At 66.7% G+C, this 19,003-nt stretch carries 15 protein-coding genes; 11 read left to right on the forward strand and 4 right to left on the reverse strand.

The annotated features are described in order from the left end of the window. Window position 1 precedes the first annotated feature (1 nt). The gene (locus tag FOE78_RS13230; RefSeq protein ID WP_228265821.1) at window positions 2-952 is read left to right on the forward strand and encodes a carbohydrate ABC transporter permease; all 951 of its coding nucleotides are present in this window, start codon (window positions 2-4) and stop codon (window positions 950-952) included. Between the two features lie 13 nt (window positions 953-965). Beyond that, entirely contained in the window at window positions 966-1,877 is a 912-nt protein-coding gene (locus tag FOE78_RS13235; RefSeq protein WP_228265822.1) for a carbohydrate ABC transporter permease, read from the forward strand. A 3-nt stretch (window positions 1,878-1,880) separates the two neighbouring features. On the opposite strand, the gene FOE78_RS13240 is transcribed toward FOE78_RS13235, so the two are convergent. Continuing rightward, window positions 1,881-2,480: a GNAT family N-acetyltransferase gene (locus FOE78_RS13240; protein ID WP_143986707.1), complete on the reverse strand. Its 600-nt coding sequence runs from the start codon at window positions 2,478-2,480 to the stop codon at window positions 1,881-1,883. A gap of 54 nt (window positions 2,481-2,534) precedes the next feature. Here FOE78_RS13240 and FOE78_RS23625 point away from each other — a divergent pair, with 54 nt between their 5' ends. The 4 genes from FOE78_RS23625 (at window position 2,535) to nusB (ending at window position 5,224) form a co-directional block, all read left to right on the forward strand. Beyond that, the gene (locus FOE78_RS23625) at window positions 2,535-2,678 is read left to right on the forward strand and encodes a hypothetical protein (protein WP_168207509.1); all 144 of its coding nucleotides are present in this window, start codon (window positions 2,535-2,537) and stop codon (window positions 2,676-2,678) included. Window positions 2,679-2,949: 271 nt separating this feature from the next. After that, window positions 2,950-3,948 (forward strand): DUF559 domain-containing protein, encoded by a 999-nt coding sequence (locus FOE78_RS13245; RefSeq protein ID WP_143986708.1) that lies wholly within the window; start codon window positions 2,950-2,952, stop codon window positions 3,946-3,948. 268 nt (window positions 3,949-4,216) lie between these two features. Next, window positions 4,217-4,750, forward strand: coding sequence for an elongation factor P (efp, locus tag FOE78_RS13250; RefSeq protein WP_266095034.1), 534 nt, complete (start codon window positions 4,217-4,219; stop codon window positions 4,748-4,750). 3 nt (window positions 4,751-4,753) lie between these two features. Continuing rightward, entirely contained in the window at window positions 4,754-5,224 is a 471-nt protein-coding gene (gene nusB / locus FOE78_RS13255; RefSeq protein ID WP_143986710.1) for a transcription antitermination factor NusB, read from the forward strand. Between the two features lie 81 nt (window positions 5,225-5,305). Here the strand turns inward: nusB and FOE78_RS13260 are convergent, their stop codons facing one another. The 3 genes from FOE78_RS13260 to FOE78_RS13270 form a co-directional block, all read right to left on the reverse strand. Then, window positions 5,306-7,570: an MDR family MFS transporter gene (locus FOE78_RS13260; protein WP_228265823.1), complete on the reverse strand. Its 2,265-nt coding sequence runs from the start codon at window positions 7,568-7,570 to the stop codon at window positions 5,306-5,308. Further along, window positions 7,567-8,190: a MarR family winged helix-turn-helix transcriptional regulator gene (locus tag FOE78_RS13265; protein ID WP_143986711.1), complete on the reverse strand. Its 624-nt coding sequence runs from the start codon at window positions 8,188-8,190 to the stop codon at window positions 7,567-7,569. Before FOE78_RS13265 ends, FOE78_RS13260 begins: the two co-directional genes overlap by 4 nt. Before the next feature lie 992 nt (window positions 8,191-9,182). Then, the gene (locus FOE78_RS13270; protein WP_210414569.1) at window positions 9,183-9,665 is read right to left on the reverse strand and encodes a MarR family winged helix-turn-helix transcriptional regulator; all 483 of its coding nucleotides are present in this window, start codon (window positions 9,663-9,665) and stop codon (window positions 9,183-9,185) included. Window positions 9,666-9,832: 167 nt separating this feature from the next. On the opposite strand from FOE78_RS13270, the gene carA reads away from it, so the two are divergent. The 5 genes from carA (at window position 9,833) to FOE78_RS13295 (ending at window position 18,541) form a co-directional block, all read left to right on the forward strand. Beyond that, entirely contained in the window at window positions 9,833-11,020 is a 1,188-nt protein-coding gene (gene carA / locus FOE78_RS13275) for a glutamine-hydrolyzing carbamoyl-phosphate synthase small subunit (protein ID WP_143986712.1), read from the forward strand. Next, the gene (gene carB / locus FOE78_RS13280) at window positions 11,020-14,373 is read left to right on the forward strand and encodes a carbamoyl-phosphate synthase large subunit (protein ID WP_143986713.1); all 3,354 of its coding nucleotides are present in this window, start codon (window positions 11,020-11,022) and stop codon (window positions 14,371-14,373) included. Before carA ends, carB begins: the two co-directional genes overlap by 1 nt. A gap of 5 nt (window positions 14,374-14,378) precedes the next feature. Then, a complete protein-coding gene (locus tag FOE78_RS13285; RefSeq protein ID WP_228265824.1) occupies window positions 14,379-15,527 on the forward strand; it encodes a quinone-dependent dihydroorotate dehydrogenase in 1,149 nt (382 codons plus the stop codon). Then, window positions 15,524-16,378, forward strand: coding sequence for an orotidine-5'-phosphate decarboxylase (gene pyrF / locus FOE78_RS13290; RefSeq protein ID WP_143986714.1), 855 nt, complete (start codon window positions 15,524-15,526; stop codon window positions 16,376-16,378). Before FOE78_RS13285 ends, pyrF begins: the two co-directional genes overlap by 4 nt. Before the next feature lie 774 nt (window positions 16,379-17,152). Then, a complete protein-coding gene (locus tag FOE78_RS13295) occupies window positions 17,153-18,541 on the forward strand; it encodes an IS1380 family transposase (protein WP_323125687.1) in 1,389 nt (462 codons plus the stop codon). The last annotated feature ends 462 nt before the right edge of the window (window positions 18,542-19,003 follow it).

Genomic DNA, 19,003 nt, shown 5'->3' on the forward strand with positions numbered 1-19,003 from the left:
CGTGACCGACTCCGCCCACGCCGAGACCGCCGATGCGCCCGCTGCGAGGGCCAGCGCGGCGGTGCCGGGGCGGCGACGCCGGCGTCACCTGATCGACTGGTCGGCCTACGTCTTCCTGGTGCCCTGGTTCGTCGGGATGCTCTTCACCGTGATCCCGTTCGGCGCATCGCTGGTGCTGGCGTTCACCGACTACGACCTGCTGAACCCGCCGAAGTTCATCGGGATGCAGAACTTCACCGAGATTCTGCACGACGAGCGGGTGCACAAGTCGCTGGTGGTGACCTTCATCTACTGCTTGGTGTCGGTGCCGACGTCGTTGGCCGCCGCGCTCGGGGTGGCGCTGATGCTCAACAGGGGCTTGCGCGGATTGCCGATCTATCGCGCGATCTACTACCTGCCATCGCTGCTGGGCAGCAGTGTCGCGGTGGTGATGTTGTGGCGGCAGGTCTTCAGCACCCAGGGAATCGTGAACACCGCGTTGGCCTGGTTCGGCATCCAGGGCCCGAGCTGGACCTCGGATCCGCACACCGCGTTGAGCGTGTTGATCTTGCTGCACATCTGGACCTTCGGTGCGCCGATGGTGATCTTCCTGGCAGCGCTGCGCCAGGTGCCGACGATGTACTACGAGGCGGCCGCGGTCGACGGCGCGTCCCGGTGGCGGCAGTTCCGGTCCATCACCCTGCCGATGATCAGCCCGATCATCTTCTTCAACCTGGTGTTGGCCACCATCGGTGCAATGCAGAGCTTCACCCAGAGTTTCGTCATGAGCAACGGAACCGGTGGGCCGGCGGACTCGACGCTGTTCTACAACCTGTACCTCTACATCCAGGGCTTCAGTCGTTTCCACATGGGCTATGCCTCGGCGCTGGCCTGGGTGCTGCTGTTGATCATCGCCGCCCTGACCGCGATCAACTTCCTGGCCCAGCGCTACTGGGTCTTCTACGAGAACTGAAGGCAGGATCACCGTGGCCGTCAGCGACACCCTTGTGCCGAAGCGAACCGCAGCCGAACGCCGTACGTCCGGGTTCAGCTATGTCGAGGGCGGCGGCACCTCACCACGAACGCGTTTTCTCCGCTACGTGGTGATCACCGGGATCGCGCTGTTCATGATGTACCCACTGCTGTGGATGGTGTCCAGCACCTTCAAACCCGACAACAAGATCTTCACCCAGCTGGGATTGTGGCCGCAGGAGTGGAAGTTCAGCAACTTCTCCGAGGGCTGGAACTCGCTGGAGCATCCGTTCAGCCTGTACTTGATCAACTCGACGATCCTGGCAGTCTTCGACGTGGTCGGCACTGTGGTCTCGAGCGCCCTGGCCGCCTTTGCCTTTGCCCGCTTGAACTTTCCGGGTCGCAAGATCTTGTTCGCGATGATGTTGGGCACGCTGATGCTGCCCAGTCACGTCCTGCTGATCCCGCAGTACATCGTGTTTTCCAAGCTGGGCTGGTTGAACACGTACCTGCCGCTGGTGGTGCCGCACTTCCTGGCCACCAACGCGTTCTACATCTTCTTGATGGTGCAGTTCATGCGCGCCCTGCCACGAGAGCTCGACGACGCGGCACGGATCGACGGCTGCGGGACGTTCCGCATCTTCTTCCGGATCATCGCGCCGTTGTGCGTTCCTGCCTTCGCGACCACGGCGATCTTCACGTTCATGAACAGCTGGAACGACTTCTTCTCACCGCTGATCTACCTCACCGACTCCGACCTCTACACGGTGCCGCTGGCGTTGCGGCAGTTCATGGACTCGGAAGGGCAGAGCTCGTGGGGGCCGATGTTCGCGATGTCGATCGTGTCCCTGCTGCCGATCGTCGGATTCTTCATCGCCGGCCAGAAGTATCTGATGCAGGGGATCGCCACCACCGGGCTCAAATGATCATCAACCGTCCTGCTGAACGCCGGTCTGCTTGGGCTCGGCGACCTGATCCAATGCGCCGGGTGTGAGCACGGACATGATCAACTGGTCGTACCAGCGGCCGTCCCAGAGCAGGGCGTGCCGCAGTACGCCCTCGGTCTCGAAGCCGATCTTGCTGAACGACTTGATCGCGCGTTCGTTGAAGGCGTAGACGGCAAGCTGGATCCGATGCAGGCCGAGGATCCCCAGGCCGAAGTTGATCACCGCCTCGCCGGCCTCGGTGCCGTACCCCTGACCGGCGACGTCGGTGCCCCGCAAGCTGATCTTGTACGTCATCGACTCGTTGGCGCGGTCAAGATCATCCAGCGCCACCCGACCGAGATAACTCGCGTCCTGGCCTCGTACGATCGCCCACTCGGCTTGATCATCCCGGCCGGCCACAGTCTCCAGCCGCTGCCTGAGTTGATCTTGGTCGGGCGTTCGGTGGGCTCCGGTCAGTCGACGGATCTCCGGGTCCGAGGCAGCCCGCCGGACCTGCGGCCCGAACCGAGGTCCGATCGGAACCAGCTGGGTGCGCGGAGTCTTCAACGGTGGCTGCTTGGCCAGGAACTCGGACCGGATCACCCGCGAAACGCTACCGGTTCGCCCCGGCCGTCAGTTTCGTCAGGGTCTGTCGGCATGGAATGGATCTTGCTCGTCCTGCTTCTCTTCGCTCCGGGGCCGGCGCAGACCGCCATCACCCAGCAGCACAGCATCGACGCAAAGCGGCGCAGTGACCTCGTCCGGATCGAGACCAAGCTCGACGCCGACCGGGCCACCTGAAGGTCCAGCCCCGACCACGTACGCGCTGTCGCAGGCCGGGCTCCTCCTCGGTCGGCCGCCGTCACCGCCACCGATCCGCCAGTCGACCGAATGCCCCGACCCCCCATCTCCGCCCGCCCCCCAACCGCACGAAGTCGCGACAACACGACTTCGTGCTGTCGGGAGCCGGTTTCAGCGTCCCGAAGTCGCGACAACACGACTTCGTGCTGTCGGGAGCCGGTATCAGCGTCCCGAAGTCGCGACAACACGACTTCGTGCTGTCGGGCGGTCGATGTCATCGACGGACCGTCCGCACGGTTGTCGGGGCGGCCTGTGGATAACTTGGGGGGACCACGCCCGGACCTGCCTCATGCTCTCGGACATGGAACCGGAACCTTCTGCCTTCAATCGCTCCGAGGCACTCGAGGCGGGCATCTCGACCGCGCGGCTTCGGGGTCCAGGATTTCGCCGCCTCTACCGCGGCATCTATGTCGACGCGACGACGCCAGCAGACACCGCGTTCAGGGCGCGCGCGGCATTGCGGTACACGGCGCCGGATGGCTTCATCAGTCATCACACCGCCGCATTGATCTGGGGCGGCGTACCGCCGAGCACCCCGGACGTTCACATCAGCCGTCGGCGAAAGCGGCGCAGCGTGCGGCGAGGGTTGATGGTGCACCTGGCGTCCCGCGCGGCTCGGACGACCACGTTTCGACGAATGCCCATCTCGACGCCCGAACAATCCTTCCTGGACGTGGCCGCCAGCGGCGCGAACCTCGTTGAGCTCGTGGTGCTGGGGGACAGCCTGGTGCGAGCGAAGCGGACGACACCGGAACGATTGCTCAAGGCCGCAGCCGAGTCTCGCGGTTATCGTTCCCGCGCTGCCCGGCGGGCTGCTCGGTATGTACGCGCTGGAGTCGACTCAGTGATGGAGTCGCTGATGAGGATGCTGATCGTGCTGGCCGGTCTGCCGGAGCCGACGGTGAACTTCACCCTGCGTGGTGAAACCGGTGACTGGGAGCGACGCTTCGACACGTACTACAGGGAGTACAAGCTCCTCGTCGAGTACGACGGCCGCCAGCACGCCGAAGACCCGGCCCAATGGGAAGAAGACATCTACCGCCGCGAGGAGTTGGAGCGGCTGGGATTCAGGTTGTTGATCATCACCTCCCGGGGCATCTACCGTGAACCGTTGCGCACCCTCGAGCGGGTCCGTGCGGCCCTGATCGAAGCGGGCGCCACAGGCATCCCGACGACCTTCAACGACGATTGGCGCCGATACTTCGGCTGACCGTGGTACCCAGCTGCGCAAGACGTGTTGTCGTCGCGCCTTCGGGCGCTCGGCACAGGAAGCGGTGCCGAAGTCGTGTTGTCGCGACTTCGGGCGGTCGGTCGGCCGCGGTGTCGGTGCGTCCCGGACCGGGGTCGGGGATTGCAGCGCTGGGTTGCGGGGGCCGGGTCGGTTAGGATTGTGCGCTGCCCGAGTGTTCGGGCTCGATCTTTGGACAAATACATGAAGGGTTTGGCGCGTGGTCTCCACTAACGATCTGAAGAACGGCATGGTGCTCGACCTGGACGGACAGCTCTGGTCCGTGGTCTGGTTCCAGCATCACAAGCCGGGTAAGGGCAACACCGTTGTCCGCACCAAGCTCAAGCATGTGTTGTCCGGCAAGGTCGTCGACAAGACCTTCAACTCCGACACCAAGGTCGACACCGCCCAGGTCGACCGCCGCGAGATGCAGTACCTCTACAAGGACGGCGCCGGCTGGGTGTTCATGGACACCCAGACCTACGACCAGATGACGCTGGACGAGAACGTGGTCGGCGACGCCAAGAACTACCTGCTCGAGGAGCAGATCGCCATCGTCGCGATCCACGAGGACAACCCGCTCTACATCGATCTGCCGGCCTCGGTCGAGCTCGAGATCACCTACACCGAACCCGGCTTGCAGGGCGACCGGAGCTCCGGCGGCACCAAGCCGGCCACCGTGGAGACCGGCCTGCAGATCCAGGTGCCGTTGTTCCTGACCACCGGCGAGAAGGTCAAGGTCGACACCCGCACCGGCGAGTACCTCGGCCGGATCGGCGGCTGATCCATGCCGTCGGCGTCCGCTTCCGGGGCCGCTGCGAACCAGCCGCCTACCCGGACCAGGTCGACCAGAACCAAGGCCCGGAAGCGAGCCCTGGACATCCTGTTCGAGTCGGAGTTGCGCGGACGCAGTCCGATCGAGACCCTGGCCGAACGTACGGCCGATGCCGACCCGCCGGTCCGCGATTACACCGCCGACCTGGTCCGCGGCGTACAGCGGCACCAGGACGAGTTGGACGGCCGGATCCGGGCGCATCTCGCGCCGGGCTGGACACTGGCGCGGATGCCGCGGGTCGATCGGGCCGCGGTCAGGATCGCCGTGTACGAGATCGATCACGTCGACGCGGTTCCCGATCCGGTCGCGGTCTCCGAGGCTGTCGAGCTGGTGGGGGAGCTGTCCACCGAGGAGTCGCCCGGCTACGTGAACGGTCTGCTCGGCGCGATCGTCGAGGACAAGGCCCGACTGGCCGGCAACTGACTTGGACGTACGAAAGCCGCCGGGCCGATCCCCAGAGAAAGGGGACCGGCCCGGCGGCTTCGTCGTTGTCCGAGGTACGGGTCAGGCGGGCTGCCCCGGATCGGTCCCGTCGGTGCGCAACCGCTGCGAGACCGCGCTGGTCAGCTCGCGTTCGACGCCGCGCAGCTGCTCGATCCGGCGTTCCAGCTCGACGCGCTGCTGATCGGCCTCGTCCAGGGTCCGTTCGGCCTCGGCCCGCGCCAGCCGGATCACCCGGTCGGCGGTCTGTTGGCTGTCCAGCAGCAGGTTGTACTCGTACTGCCTCAGCTCGTCGCCGCCGACGCCGTCGGGAGCGGGGCTGTGCGGCGGTTCGGCGGCCAGCAGTTGCTCCCGAATCTCCTGGATCTGCCGGTGGAACGACCCGATGGTCGCGTCCACCTGATGGGAGACGTCGTACAGTCGTACGGCGATCTCCTCCAGCTTGTCCCGTCCCAGCTGCTGCTGCGCACGGACCCGATCCTGCGCGGCGGCCAGCACGTCCAGCGCGGCCACCGAGAGTCGCTCGGACGGATCGTCGAGATCGTTCGGATCCCAGTTGATGCCGCCGGTTTGAGTCGGCACCGCATGCTCGGCAACCGCTGTCAATTCGGCATCGGGGTGCTGCGCCGATCCGGCCGCGACCGGTACCGGCCGATTCACCGTGTCGGCCTGAGCCCCGTCGGCCAGAGCGGCGCCGGAGTGGGCGGGGCGGATGTCGGCGGCCGGTTCCCCGGCAGCGGAGACTACCTCGGCAGCGTCGGAGTCATCCGGCTTCTGCATGCTGACGGTGGTCCGCAGCGGCACCTCCTTGACGAAGATCACCGCGAGCAGGGTGGCGATCGCGACGATGGCTGCGATCAGGAACAGCTCACCGAACGAGTCCCCGTACGCGTTGTGCACGATCGTCTGAATCGGAGCCGGCAGATCCTTGATGTCCAGGTCACCGGCGCCGCTGCCACTGGCCGCCGCGGCCGGGCCACCCAGCGCCTTCAGCCCGGCCGCGATCTTGTCGCCGACCTCGTTGGCCAGCACCGCACCGAGTACGGTCACGCCGACCGCACCGCCGAGCGAGCGGAAGAACGAGATCGTCGCCGAGGCGGCACCGATGTCCTTCACGTCCACGGTGTTCTGTACCGCCAGCACGATGTTCTGGATCAGCGCGCCGACGCCGATGCCCATCACGGCCATCCAGATGGCGACCTGCCAGTAATCGGTGGTGTGGTCGGTGAAGCCGAGTCCGCCGAGGCCGATCAGCAGCAGGAAGCCGCCCATCACCATCACCGGCTTCCAGCGACCGGTCCGGCTGACGATCTGGCCGATGATCACCGAGCTGAGCATCTGGGTGATGATCAACGGAATGGTCATCAGGCCGGCCTTCGTCGGCGAGTGGCCACCGGCCAGCTGGAAGTACTGGGTCAGGAAGGTGCTGGCACCGAACATGGCGACGCCGATCGCCAGGCTGGCGATGATCATCAGCGCGGTGGTGCTGTTGCGCATCACCCGGATCGGCACCATCGGCTCGGAGACGCGCAGCTCGACCAGTACGGCCAGTCCGGCGGCGACGATGAAGACAGCGGCGAAGACGGCCGACTGCCAGCTGATCCAGTCGTAATCCTTGCCGGCGAAGGTGACCCAGAGCATCGGCGTGGCGGCCGCGATGGCCAGCAGCAGAGCGCCGAGGTAGTCGATCTTGACCTTGCGCTTGGCGATGGCCGGCAGCTTCAGGGTGGCCTGGAGCAGGAAGAGCGCGATTACGGCCAGCGGTACGCAGACGAAGAAGCACCAGCGCCAGTTGAGGTTGTCGGTGATCACACCGCCGAGCAACGGCCCGGAGACGGTGGCGACGGCCATCACCGCACCCATGTAACCGCTGTAGCGGCCACGCTGCCGGGGCGCGATGATCGTGCCCATGATCGCCTGGACCAGTGCGGTCAGACCGCCCATCGCGATGCCCTGGACCGCGCGGCCCAGCATCATCTCCCAGATCTCATGGGAGACGCCGGCGACGACGGAGCCGGCGACGAAGAGCAGGATCGACAGCTGGATCAGCAGCTTCTTGTTGAAGAGGTCGGCCAGCTTGCCCCAGATCGGGGTGGTGATCGTCATCGCCAGCAGCGATGCGGTGATCACCCAGGTGTACTGACGTTGGGTGCCGTGCAGGTCCGACATGATCGTCGGCAGCGCGGTGGACACGATGGTGGACGAGATCAGTGCGGTGAAGAGTGCGGCCAGCAGGCCGACCATCACCTCCAGGATCTGCTGGTGTGACAGCACCTCGCCGGACCGGTGGTCTGCGGCGGGGCTGCGTTCCGCGACTGCGGTGCTCATGCGGTGGTCTTCTCCCATGCGGTTCGTGGGTGGGTCTGATCGGAGGTCGTGGTGGTGGCGGAGATCGCGGGCGCGGCCTCACTGCCCGGCGGTGGTGCGGGGTTCGGTGGCGCTGTCGATGGAAGAGTCGGCGAGAAGTCCGGGGGAGTGTCGAACGGGTCCTGCCCGGCAGCGACCGACTGCTCGACGTGGCCAACCCACCTGACCACCGAGTCCTCCAGCCGTTTGAGCAGGCGGACCGAACGTTCGGCGTCCTCGTCGGTCCAGTCGGCAAAGGACCGCGCGATCAGTTCGACGGCACGTTCCTGCCGGCGGCGCAGGTGCGCCCGGCCGGCGTCGGTGAGATGGATCCGGCAGGCTCGCGCGTCGTCGGGATCCGCGACCCGCTTCACGTACCCGTCGGTCTCCAGGGCCGCGACCGCCCTGGAGGCAACCGACGGCTTCACCCGCAGGCGTTCGGCCAGATCGCCGAGCCGAGGATCGGTGTCCTGGACCACGTGCAGCAGCGCCATCGGAGTAGCGGACACGCTCTGCTCGCCGTCCCGGTGTGCCATGTGCCGGGTGATCCGCGACAACGACACCAGCGACTCCAGCAGCTCGGTCGCCTGCGTGCGTTCCATGGATTGACCCTTCGTACGGTTGGTTGCTGAAAGCAACCATATTGGAGACGTCGTTGCTTAGGGAAACTAAAATGACGTGGCGTACGTCACGGTCTCAGGTTCACCTCAGTCGCCGAGACGTACGGGGTTGGCGTCGCCTTCCGATCAGCCGCGCGCAAAACCAGCCGCCGCGCGCGGAATATCCCGTGCGAGAGAAGGTGTCGCGCGCGGCTGATCGGGAGGCCGCACCCCGGGTGACCGCGGAACCGTGTGCTGGCCAACGCCGACGGGGTCCTGTGATCCGGTGCGTTCGGACGAAGATCGGAGGAGCATCGGCACGTCAGAGTTCTGTTATGGGTTCCGAAGCTCCTGCAATTCGAGCACACCCGATTCGCCGGGCCCGGTCTGGGACGGAATCCCAGCTTCGGTGGGAACGTGCGAGATGCGGCTCGGGCCAGCAGCGGGATCCATGCTTCGGCCAGAGATCCGCAAGGGGCAGTTCGGACCGCCGGGAAGATCCAGTTGCGGGGAGATCCAGTTGCGGTGAGATCCAGTTGCGGCGGCGAGACGCAGTCCCGCAGCCCGGGTCACCAGCCGCGCGCGAAACCTGCTCCCGCACTCGAAATTCCGGCTGCGGGAGCCGTTTTCGCGTGCGGCTATGGACAGCGCCGGTCGGTATCGGCTGCGGGAGCCGTTTTCGCGTGCGGCTATGGACAGCGCCGGTCGGCATCGGGTGCGGGAGCCGTTTTCGCGTGCGGCAATGGACAGCGCCGGTCGGCATCGGGTGCGGGAGCCGTTTTCGCGCGCGGCTTGCGGCGCCGAGCGGCAAGGGAGCGAAGACTGCGCGGGGGCCAGGGCCGGGCCCAGCAGTTAGGGGCCGTAGGACCTGCGCAGTCCCGGTCCACTCACGAGTTCGACGGCAGCCGGCGGTTCGTGCGGTGTTCGTTTCGGGGCGGCGCCACACACCCGAGGCGCGCGTTTCGAGCCTGGCTGAGGCGAGGGTGCCGCTGGGGTCAGTTGTCGACGGTCAGGGCGCGGCTGAGGCGGCCGAGGAGTTCGGCGAGTTGGGAGAGGTCGGCATCGTCCCACTCGGCCAGCCTCTGCAGCATCAGTTCGCTGCGGCCGGAACGGGATTCGCGTACGGCGGTACGACCCTGGTCGGTGAGAGTCACCAACCGGGCGCGGGCATCCTGCGGATCGCGGACTCGGGCCAGCAGCCCCAGCCCTTCCAGCACGGCCAGGCTGCGGCTGAGGGTGGACTTGTGCAGCCGGGTCTTCCCGGCCAGATCGACCGCCCGGACGCCCTGCCCGTCGGGATCGAGCTCGAGGATGGTGATCAACAGGGCGTAGCCGGCGGCATCCAGTTCCGGGTGGATCTGGCCGGCCATCCGTTCCGACAGTCGACGCGCACGCCGAAACAGCAGACTCAGTTCGCGCTCGAGCTCACCGATGGCGACCCGGCGTTGTTCATCGGCGTCCGGCTGATCGATCCCCACGGGGCGTCAGCGTAGCCGTCGCCGACACCCCGTACAGCCAAACCGCCGCACGCCCGATGCTGAGCCGGACGTACCGGTGGTGATCGATCGGGGCGCAGTGCTGATAGTGTCTGCCGCGTACATGCCAACCTTTAAGACCTGTCCCGTGAGGCAGGAAAGGACGGTAGATGTCGCACTCTGCGCCTCAGCCTGACCATGCCCGAAACCGGGCTCGAATCCCCGCCCTCCTCGTTCTCGAGGACGGCCGCTCCTTCACCGGCGTCTCGTACGGCGCCGAGGGCGAGACATTCGGCGAGGCGGTCTTCCAGACCGGCATGTCCGGATATCAGGAAACCCTCACCGATCCCAGCTACCACCGCCAGGTCGTGGTGGCGACCGCACCGCACATCGGCAACACCGGCTGGAACGACGAGGACGACGAGTCCCGCCAGATCTGGGTGGCCGGCTACGTGATCCGCGATGCCGCCCGAATCCCCAGCAGCTGGCGATCCACCCGCAGTCTGGATGCGGAACTGCAGTCTCAGGGCGTCGTCGGAATCGCCGGCGTCGACACTCGCGCGATCACCCGACATCTGCGCGATCGAGGTGCCATGCGGGTCGGCATCTCCACCACCGAACTCGACCCGGCCAAGCTGCTGGAACGGGTCAAGCAGCAGCCGCAGATGAGCGGCGCACACCTTGCCGACGACGTCACGGTCGGCGAGCCCACGGTGATCCGGGCGATCGGGGAGCGCAAGTTCACCGTCGCCGCAGTCGATCTTGGGATCAAACAGATGACCCCGCATCGGATGGCCCAGCGCGGGATCGAGACCCATGTCCTGCCGTCCACCGCGACCTACGCGGACCTGCAGGCGATCGGGGCCGACGGCATCTTCTTCTCCAACGGGCCCGGGGATCCGTCTGCCGCAGACACCCAGGTCACGTTGCTGCAGGAAGCCCTGTCCGACGGGCTGCCGTATTTCGGCATCTGCTTCGGCAACCAGCTCTTCGGCCGCGCCCTCGGTCTCGGCACCTACAAGCTGACCTACGGACACCACGGCATCAATCAGCCGGTGATGGACCTGGGAACCCGCAAGGTCGAGATCACCGCGCACAACCACGGCTTCGCGGTGGACGCGCCGATCGGTGAGGACGTGCGGACTCCGTACGGCACCGCCCGAGTCAGTCACGTCTGCCTGAACGACGACGTGGTGGAGGGTCTGGAGCTCCGTGATGATCATGGAAGGCTGGCGGCGTTCTCCGTGCAGTACCACCCGGAGGCCGCGGCCGGTCCGCATGACGCGTCCTACTTGTTCGACCGGTTCGTCGAGTTGATGCAATCGCGATCGCAGCGCTCGACGGAGGGAGACGCCTGATGCCACGCCGTACCGACCTGAAGTCGATCTTGGTGATCGGCTCCGGCCCGATCGTGATCGGGCAGGCCTGCGAATTCGACTACTCCGGCACCCAAGCCTGCCGCGTGCTCAAGGCCGAAGGCTTCCGGGTGATCTTGGTCAACTCCAACCCGGCCACGATCATGACCGATCCGGAGCTGGCCGACGCCACCTACGTCGAGCCGATCACCCCGGAGTTCGTCACCAAGGTGATCGACAAGGAACGCCCCGACGCTCTGTTGGCGACCCTCGGCGGCCAGACCGCGCTGAACACCGCGGTTTCCCTGTGGGAGCAGGGAATTCTCGCCAAGTACGGCGTCGAGCTGATCGGCGCCTCGGTGGACGCCATCCAGCGCGGAGAGGATCGCGAGTCCTTCAAGACCATCGTCACCGAGCTGCCGCCGGGACGGGACGGCGAGGCACAGGCCGAGGTCGCCCGCAGCCGGATCTGCCACAGCTTCGACGACGTAATCGCCGCCGCAGCTGATCTTGGTTATCCGCTGGTGGTACGTCCCAGCTTCACCATGGGCGGTGTCGGTTCCGGCTTTGCCCACAACGAATCCGACCTGCGCCGGATCGCCGGCGCGGGCCTGGACGCCAGCCCGACCACCGAGGTGTTGATCGAGGAATCGATCCTCGGCTGGAAGGAGTACGAGCTGGAGGTGATGCGCGACCGGGCCGACAACGTGGTGATCGTCTGCTCGATCGAGAACTTCGATCCGATGGGCGTGCACACCGGCGATTCGATCACGGTGGCGCCGGCGATGACGCTGACCGACCGCGAATACCAGCGGATGCGCGACGTCGCCCTCGGCATCATCCGCTCGGTCGGTGTGGAGACCGGCGGCTGCAACATCCAGTTCGCGATCAATCCCGAAGACGGCCGGATGATCGTGATCGAGATGAATCCGCGGGTGTCGCGTTCCAGTGCACTGGCCTCCAAGGCGACCGGCTTCCCGATCGCCAAGATCGCGGCCAAGCTCGCGGTCGGCTACACCCTGGACGAGATCCCGAACGACATCACCGGGGAGACCCCGGCGAGCTTCGAGCCGACGCTGGACTACGTGGTGGTGAAGGTGCCGCGGTTCGCGTTCGAGAAGTTCCCGGCCGCCGACAGCACGCTGACCACGCACATGAAGAGCGTCGGCGAGGCGATGGCGATCGGCCGCAACTTCGCCGAGGCGCTCGGCAAGGCGCTGCGCAGCCTGGAGAATCCGTCCGCCCCGTTCGACGTGTCCGGTGAGATCACCGAGACCGTCGACGAGTTGCTGGAGCAGGCCGCTCGACCGCACGACGGCCGGATCGGCGTTGCCTACAAGGCGATCCGGGCCGGTGCGACCAACGAACAGGTGCACCAGGCGACCAAGATCGATCCCTGGTTCGTCGACCAGTTGATCTTGATCAACGAGGTGGCCGAGGAGATCCGCCAGGCTCCCGAGCTGACCGCCGAGTTGATCTTGTACGGCAAGCAGCACGGCCTGTCCGATGCACAGATCGGCAGCCTGCGCCATCTGGACGAGCAGGTCGTCCGCGGTGTCCGGTGGGCGCTCGGACTCCGCCCGGTCTACAAGACGGTCGACACCTGCGCGGCCGAGTTTGCCGCCCGGACTCCGTACCACTACAGCAGTTACGACCTCGAGACCGAGGTCGAGCCGCGGACCAAGCCCGCGGTGATCATCCTCGGCAGCGGTCCGAACCGGATCGGGCAGGGGATCGAGTTCGACTACTCCTGTGTGCACGCGGCGATCGAGCTGAGCAAGTCGGGCTACGAGACGATCATGATCAACTGCAATCCGGAGACGGTGTCCACCGACTACGACACCTCCGACCGGTTGTACTTCGAGCCGCTCACCTTGGAGGACGTGCTCGAGGTCGTCCACGCCGAGCAGAAGGCCGGTCCGGTGGCCGGAGTCATCGTCCAGCTCGGCGGTCAGACCCCGCTGCGGTTGGCGCAGGCGTTGAAGGACGCGGGAGTTCCGATCGTCGGCACCAGCCCGGAGGCGATCAATCTGGCCGAGGAACGTGGCGCTTTCGGCGACGTGCTCGACCGGGCCGGGCTGCCGTCGCCGAAGCACGGGATGGCGCGATCGTTCGACGAGGCCAAGATCATCGCCGACGAGATCGGCTACCCGGTGCTGGTCCGGCCCTCGTACGTGCTCGGCGGACGAGGGATGGAGATCGTCTACGACGAGGGCTCGCTGTCCTCCTACATCCGCCGGGCGACCGCGGTCTCGCCGGAACATCCGGTACTGGTCGACCGGTTCCTGGACGACGCGGTGGAGATCGACGTGGATGCGCTCTACGACGGCACCGATCTCTATCTCGGCGGAGTGATGGAGCACATCGAGGAGGCCGGCGTGCATTCCGGCGACTCGGCCTGTGCACTGCCGCCGATCACGCTGGGTGCCGAGGTGATCGACAAGATCAGGAAGTCGACCGAGGCGATCGCCGACGGCGTCGGAGTGCGCGGTCTGCTGAACATCCAGTACGCGCTGGCCGGTGACGTGCTGTACGTGTTGGAGGCCAACCCGCGGGCGTCCCGTACGGTGCCGTTCGTGTCCAAGGCGACTTGGACCCCGCTGGCCAAGGCAGCGGCCCGGATCATGCTCGGCAGCAGCATCGCCGAACTCCGTACCGAGGGCGTGCTGAAGGCGACCGGGGACGGGGCCGACGAACCCCTCGGCGCGCCGGTCGCGGTGAAGGAGGCGGTGATGCCGTTCAACCGGTTCCGCACCCTGGACGGGGCCTCCGTCGACACCATCCTCGGGCCGGAGATGAAGTCCACCGGCGAGGTGATGGGTCTCGATCAGTCCTTCGGGACCGCGTTCGCCAAGAGCCAGGCCGGTGCCTTCGGTCCGCTGCCGAGCTCCGGGCGGATCTTCGTGTCGGCCGCCAATCGGGACAAGCGGCACATCATCCTGCCGGTGAAACTGTTGAGTGAGCTGGGCTTCGAGATCCTCGCCACCGCGGGCACCGCGTCGGTGCTGGAACGCAACGGGATCCCGGTCACCCGGACACGCAAGCACAGCCAGGGCACGGGACCAGGAGGGGAGAAGACGATCGTGCAGGCGATCACCGACGGTGAGGTCGACATGATCTTCAACACCCCGCAGGGTCAAAGCACCGACGGACGGCCGCGTTTCGACGGGTACGAGATCAGGACCGCCGCGGTGGCCCGCAACGTGCCGTGCATGACGACGGTGCAGGGGCTGACAGCAGCGGTCCAGGGGATCGAGGCGATCCGATCGGCCGGCGTCGGCGTGAAATCCTTGCAGGATTGGGAAAAGTCGGTGTTGCCATCCGATTCGGCGGCGGAGGCCGCGACCGGACGGTGAGTCGGATGCCGACCGCTGATCAGGATCAGCCGCCGCGCATGGGCGTCGTGGCGACGCGACACCCGGTCTCCCCGCTGACCAAGATCCTTGATCTTGGTTACCACCGGGCCGTCCGGCCGATGATCTTCCGGATCGGCGGCGGCGACGCCGAGAAGGCACACGAGCAGACGCTGCGGTGGTTGGCTCGGGCGGGCACGATCGCGCCGGTCCGGGCCGCGCTCGCGGCGGCGTTCAATCGGCACCGCGCCCCCAGAACCGTTGCCGGCATCGACTTTCCGGGCATCGTCGGGTTGGCGGCGGGGATGGACAAGAACGGGATCGCCGCTCATGGCTGGGGAAGTCTGGGCTTCGGCTTCGCCGAGTTGGGCACGGTCACCGGGCAGCCGCAACCGGGCAATCCGCAGCCACGGCTGTTCCGGTTGCCGGCGAGCGGTGCGGTGATCAACCGGATGGGGTTCAACAACGCGGGCGCCGCGCAACTGGCCGCCCGCCTGTCCGGCCTCGGCGTACGACGCGGCAACAACGCTCTCGGTATCCCGCTCGGCATCTCCATCGGCAAGACCAAGATCGTCCCGCTGGATGAAGCGGTCGAGGACTACCTGAGCTCGCTGAGGGAACTGGCCCCGTACGCCGACTACGTCGCGGTGAACGTGTCCAGCCCGAACACCCCGGGCCTGCGATCCTTGCAGGACCGGAAGGCGCTGACCGAGCTGCTGACGGCCCTCACCGCCGAAGCGAGCAAGATCAACTCCGTACCGGTGCCGATCTTCGTCAAGATCGCACCCGACCTGACCGAGCCCGCGCTGGACGAGGTGGTCGAGGTCGCCGCCGAGGTCGGCGCGGCCGGGCTGATCGCCACCAACACCACACTGTCGCGAGACGGCATCGACTACGCCGACCTCGCGCTCGCACCACAGGCGGGCGGGCTGTCCGGCGCACCGTTGGCCCGGCGCGCCCGGCAGGTCGTCGGACACCTCGCGGCGCGGTCCCGGCTGCCGATCATCGGAGTCGGCGGGATCGAGACCGCCGACGACGCCGCCGCGCTGCTCGATGCCGGGGCAACGCTACTGCAGGTGCTGACCGGCTTCATCTATCACGGCCCCGGTCTCGTCGACCGGATCAACCAGCGGACCAACCAGGAGACCAAGCGATGAGTCAGATTCGGACCGGATTCGGCGAACGTCTGCGTGCGGCCGTGCAGAAGCACGGGCAACTGTGCGTCGGGATCGACCCGCATCCGGGGATCCTGGACCGCTGGCAACTGCCGCACGACGCGTACGGACTGGAGCGCTGTGCCCGCGGCATGGTCGAGGCGGTGGCCGGCCGGGTCGCCATCGTGAAGCCCCAGTCGGCCTTCTTCGAGACGTACGGATCGGCCGGAATCGCTGTGCTGGAACGGGTTCTCACCGATGCGCGCGAGGCCGGCGTACTGACCCTGCTGGACGCCAAGCGCGGCGACATCGGCTCCACCATGGACGCCTACGCGGCTGCCTACCTCGCCGACGGCGCGCCGCTGGCTGCCGATGCGATCACGCTCAGCCCGTACCTCGGTTTCGGTTCGCTGGACGGTGCGATCGCGATGGCGGAGCAGAACGGCCGCGGGGTCTACGTGCTGGCAGCGACCAGCAATCCGGAGGCACCCCAGGTGCAGCGGGCGATCACTGCCGACGGCAGGATGATCAGCCAGTCGATCATCGACAAGGTCGCCGCATGCAACGTGGACGCGGTACGCGCCGGCGAGTGGGGCAACGTCGGGATCGTCTTCGGCGCGACCGTGCCGGCCGATCACGGTCTGCGCCTGGACGACCTGGGTGGCAGCATCCTGGCCCCCGGCTTCGGCGCCCAGGGCGGCACCGTCGACGATCTTCGCGCCGTCTTCGGTACGGCGTACCCGCAGGTGCTGCCGTCCAGCAGTCGCGCGATCCTGGCCGTCGGCCCGGACCCGGTGACGATTCGGGCCGCCGTTGAACAGACCCAGCGGTCACTGGCCGGCGATACGGCCTGATTCGCCTGACCCTGAATCGCCCGACCCCTGATTCGCCCGACCCCTGATTCGCCGCCAGGTCCCGACACAGCGGCGCAAAACCTGCCCCGTACCGATCGCGGTCAGGTTGTCGGGACGCTTCCGCGGAAGCGTCCCGCTTCGTGACGCCGCGGCTTCACGGCCGAGAGTTCTACAGTCCAGATTTCAGGAGGCACGGCACCCATAGCGCGCCGCTGAATGCCCGAACCTCCTTGGATTCCGCATTCGGGCCGGGTCCTCGACACGGGAGCAACCTGGGCCACCTTGGTACCACGCCGTTCGGTCAGGTCGAGACGCTTACGCGGAAGTGCGTCGCCCATGATGGAGAACATCCGGGCAGGAGCCGAAGATCGAAATCGACTGTCCGGACGTACGCGAAGTCTCGATCCCGCGCAGGTTCGGTTCTCCCGCGCATGCTCCAACCTGCTCGCGAGCGCCGACCGTGCGCGGGAAGCGGCTTGGTAGTGCTTGGTCGCTCCGAGCTGCCCAGAGCGCGGATGCGCGGGACCCGAGCCGTTGGCGGTGCTGGCGGATGCGGCGTCGTTCAGTTCGCATTCGCCCGGGACGGGCAAGTTCCGCCGACCACGTCCCGGCGACTCCGTACGAAAATCAGGCCGACTGTGCAAGACCGCTAGCCTCGATATTTCGTGATCTTGGTGTTGTGACCGTGGGTTGAAACACGGAAGTGCCTGTCCTGCTTGGAAGACTAGCGATTGTCTGAGTCGTGAATCATCCAAGGGGAAAGGCACTCCGCAGGTGAAGCGTAACCGAGGTGGCGGACTGGTTCTTGATCCCAGGCGTGAGTCGTTGATTTCGTCGTCGGGTGCGTTGTTGTTGACCGAGACGATCCGGGCTGCCGGTCTGGATCGGGCCTTGTCGAGGGCGTTGGCTCGGTGGCGGGCCGATCGCTACGTGCATGATCCGGGCAAGATCCTGCTCGATGTGACTGTCGCGGTCGCCCTGGGTGGGGATTGTCTGGCCGATGTGGCCGCGGTCCGGGCCCAGCCTGAGGTGTTCGGCCCGGTGGCCTCGGACCCGATAATCTCACGACTGTTCACAACACTGGCCGCCGATGTCGATGAGGTGGTGACCGCGATCCGCTCGGTTCACGCGACGGCCCGGGGCCGGGTCTGGGCCCGGCGGCGGCCGGTGTCGGGACCGTCCGGGCAGCGCGATGGCGGGCAGGTGATCATCGATATCGATCCCACGTTGGTGACCGCGCATTCGGACAAACAAGGCGCCGGCCGGACCTATAAGCGGGGTTACGGGTTCCATCCGATCTGCGCGTTCGTCGATCACGGCGAACACGGCACCGCCGACACGCTGGCCATCGATCTGCGGCCGGGATGGGCCTCGGCGATGGACAGTGCCGACCACATCAACACCCTGGACCACGCCCTGGCTCAACTCCCGCCCGGTGAACGCGACGCGGTGCTGGTGCGGACCGATTCCGGACCAGGCAACAAAGACTTCCTCGACCACGTCATCGCTGCCGGTCTGGAATACAGCGTCGGGTTCAAGGCCAGCAACCGGGTCGCGGCCGCGATCGAGACGATCCCGGACCAGGCCTGGCAGCCGGCCCTGGACAGCAACGGTGATCGGCGTGAGGGTGCCGAGGTCGCCGAACTCACCCGGTGGATGCCACCCCTGACCCGTGGCCAGGACGAGTGGCCGGCCCAGATGCGGGTGATCGCCCGCCGGGAACGGCCCCATCCCGGCGCCCAGCTGAGGTTGACCGATCACAACGGCTGGCGGGTCACCTGCTTTGCCACCAACACCCGCGGCCCGGGCTGGACCATCCCGGTGCTGGAAGTCCGACACCGCCAACGCGCCCGCTGCGAAGACCGGATCCGCGCCCTGAAAGACACCGGACTACGCAACCTGCCCTTCCACGGCTACAACCAGAACCGGATCTGGGTCGAGATCGTCGCCCTGGCAGCCGACCTCCTGGCCTGGACCCAGACCCTGGCCTTCGAACCCACCGCCGACATCCGCCGGTGGGAACCCAAACGACTCCGCTTCCGCATCCTCGCCGTGGCCGGACGCATCATCCACACCAGCCGCCGACACCTCCTGCGACTCCCACGCGGCTGGCCCTGGAACCACTACATCGACCACGCCTGGACCAGCCTGAGCACCGCCTGACCAACCAGCCCCTACCCCAACGACCAAGGACCACGGAGAACCGGCGGACACAGCGCCGGAGCCCACCCCTGCCCACACCATCGATCGAAGCCTCAACCACTACAACCATGATCAACAACGAGCCAGACGAAAGATCGAGGCTAGGCGGAGATTCAATCCGTACCGCAGCGCGCAGCTCGCTCAGACGCTTCCGCGGAAGTCTCCCGGCCCAGGCCCCGACCCGGACCCTCCAATTTCAGGAGGTACGGCACCCATAGCGCATCGCTGAGTGCTCCAACCTCCTTCGATTCCGCCGCGGACCCGGACGTTCGATATCGCCGGCCCGGGCACAGCCGCGCGCGAAATGCTCTCCCGCATCCGATATTCCGCGAGCGCGGGACGATTTCCGGTGCGGCTGATCGGACGCCGCCCGTTTCGAGTGCGGCTGAAGACGCCGCGGGCCGATCTTCGGGGCGGTGGGTC

It is taken from the genome of Microlunatus elymi (assembly GCF_007362775.1).
Taxonomy (GTDB): domain Bacteria; phylum Actinomycetota; class Actinomycetes; order Propionibacteriales; family Propionibacteriaceae; genus Microlunatus; species Microlunatus elymi.

Excerpts from the sequence above, each read along its gene's own strand:
- efp (WP_266095034.1), top strand. The coding sequence starts at position 4,217 with ATGGTGCTCGACCTGGACGGACAGCTCTGGTCCGTGGTCTGGTTCCAG.
- FOE78_RS23625 (WP_168207509.1), top strand. The coding sequence starts at position 2,535 with ATGGAATGGATCTTGCTCGTCCTGCTTCTCTTCGCTCCGGGGCCGGCG.
- FOE78_RS13245 (WP_143986708.1), top strand. The coding sequence starts at position 2,950 with ATGTCATCGACGGACCGTCCGCACGGTTGTCGGGGCGGCCTGTGGATA.
- carB (WP_143986713.1), top strand. The coding sequence starts at position 11,020 with ATGCCACGCCGTACCGACCTGAAGTCGATCTTGGTGATCGGCTCCGGC.
- nusB (WP_143986710.1), top strand. The coding sequence starts at position 4,754 with ATGCCGTCGGCGTCCGCTTCCGGGGCCGCTGCGAACCAGCCGCCTACC.
- FOE78_RS13260 (WP_228265823.1), bottom strand. The coding sequence starts at position 7,570 with ATGAGCACCGCAGTCGCGGAACGCAGCCCCGCCGCAGACCACCGGTCC.
- pyrF (WP_143986714.1), top strand. The coding sequence starts at position 15,524 with ATGAGTCAGATTCGGACCGGATTCGGCGAACGTCTGCGTGCGGCCGTG.
- carA (WP_143986712.1), top strand. The coding sequence starts at position 9,833 with ATGTCGCACTCTGCGCCTCAGCCTGACCATGCCCGAAACCGGGCTCGA.
- FOE78_RS13265 (WP_143986711.1), bottom strand. The coding sequence starts at position 8,190 with ATGGAACGCACGCAGGCGACCGAGCTGCTGGAGTCGCTGGTGTCGTTG.
- FOE78_RS13285 (WP_228265824.1), top strand. The coding sequence starts at position 14,379 with ATGCCGACCGCTGATCAGGATCAGCCGCCGCGCATGGGCGTCGTGGCG.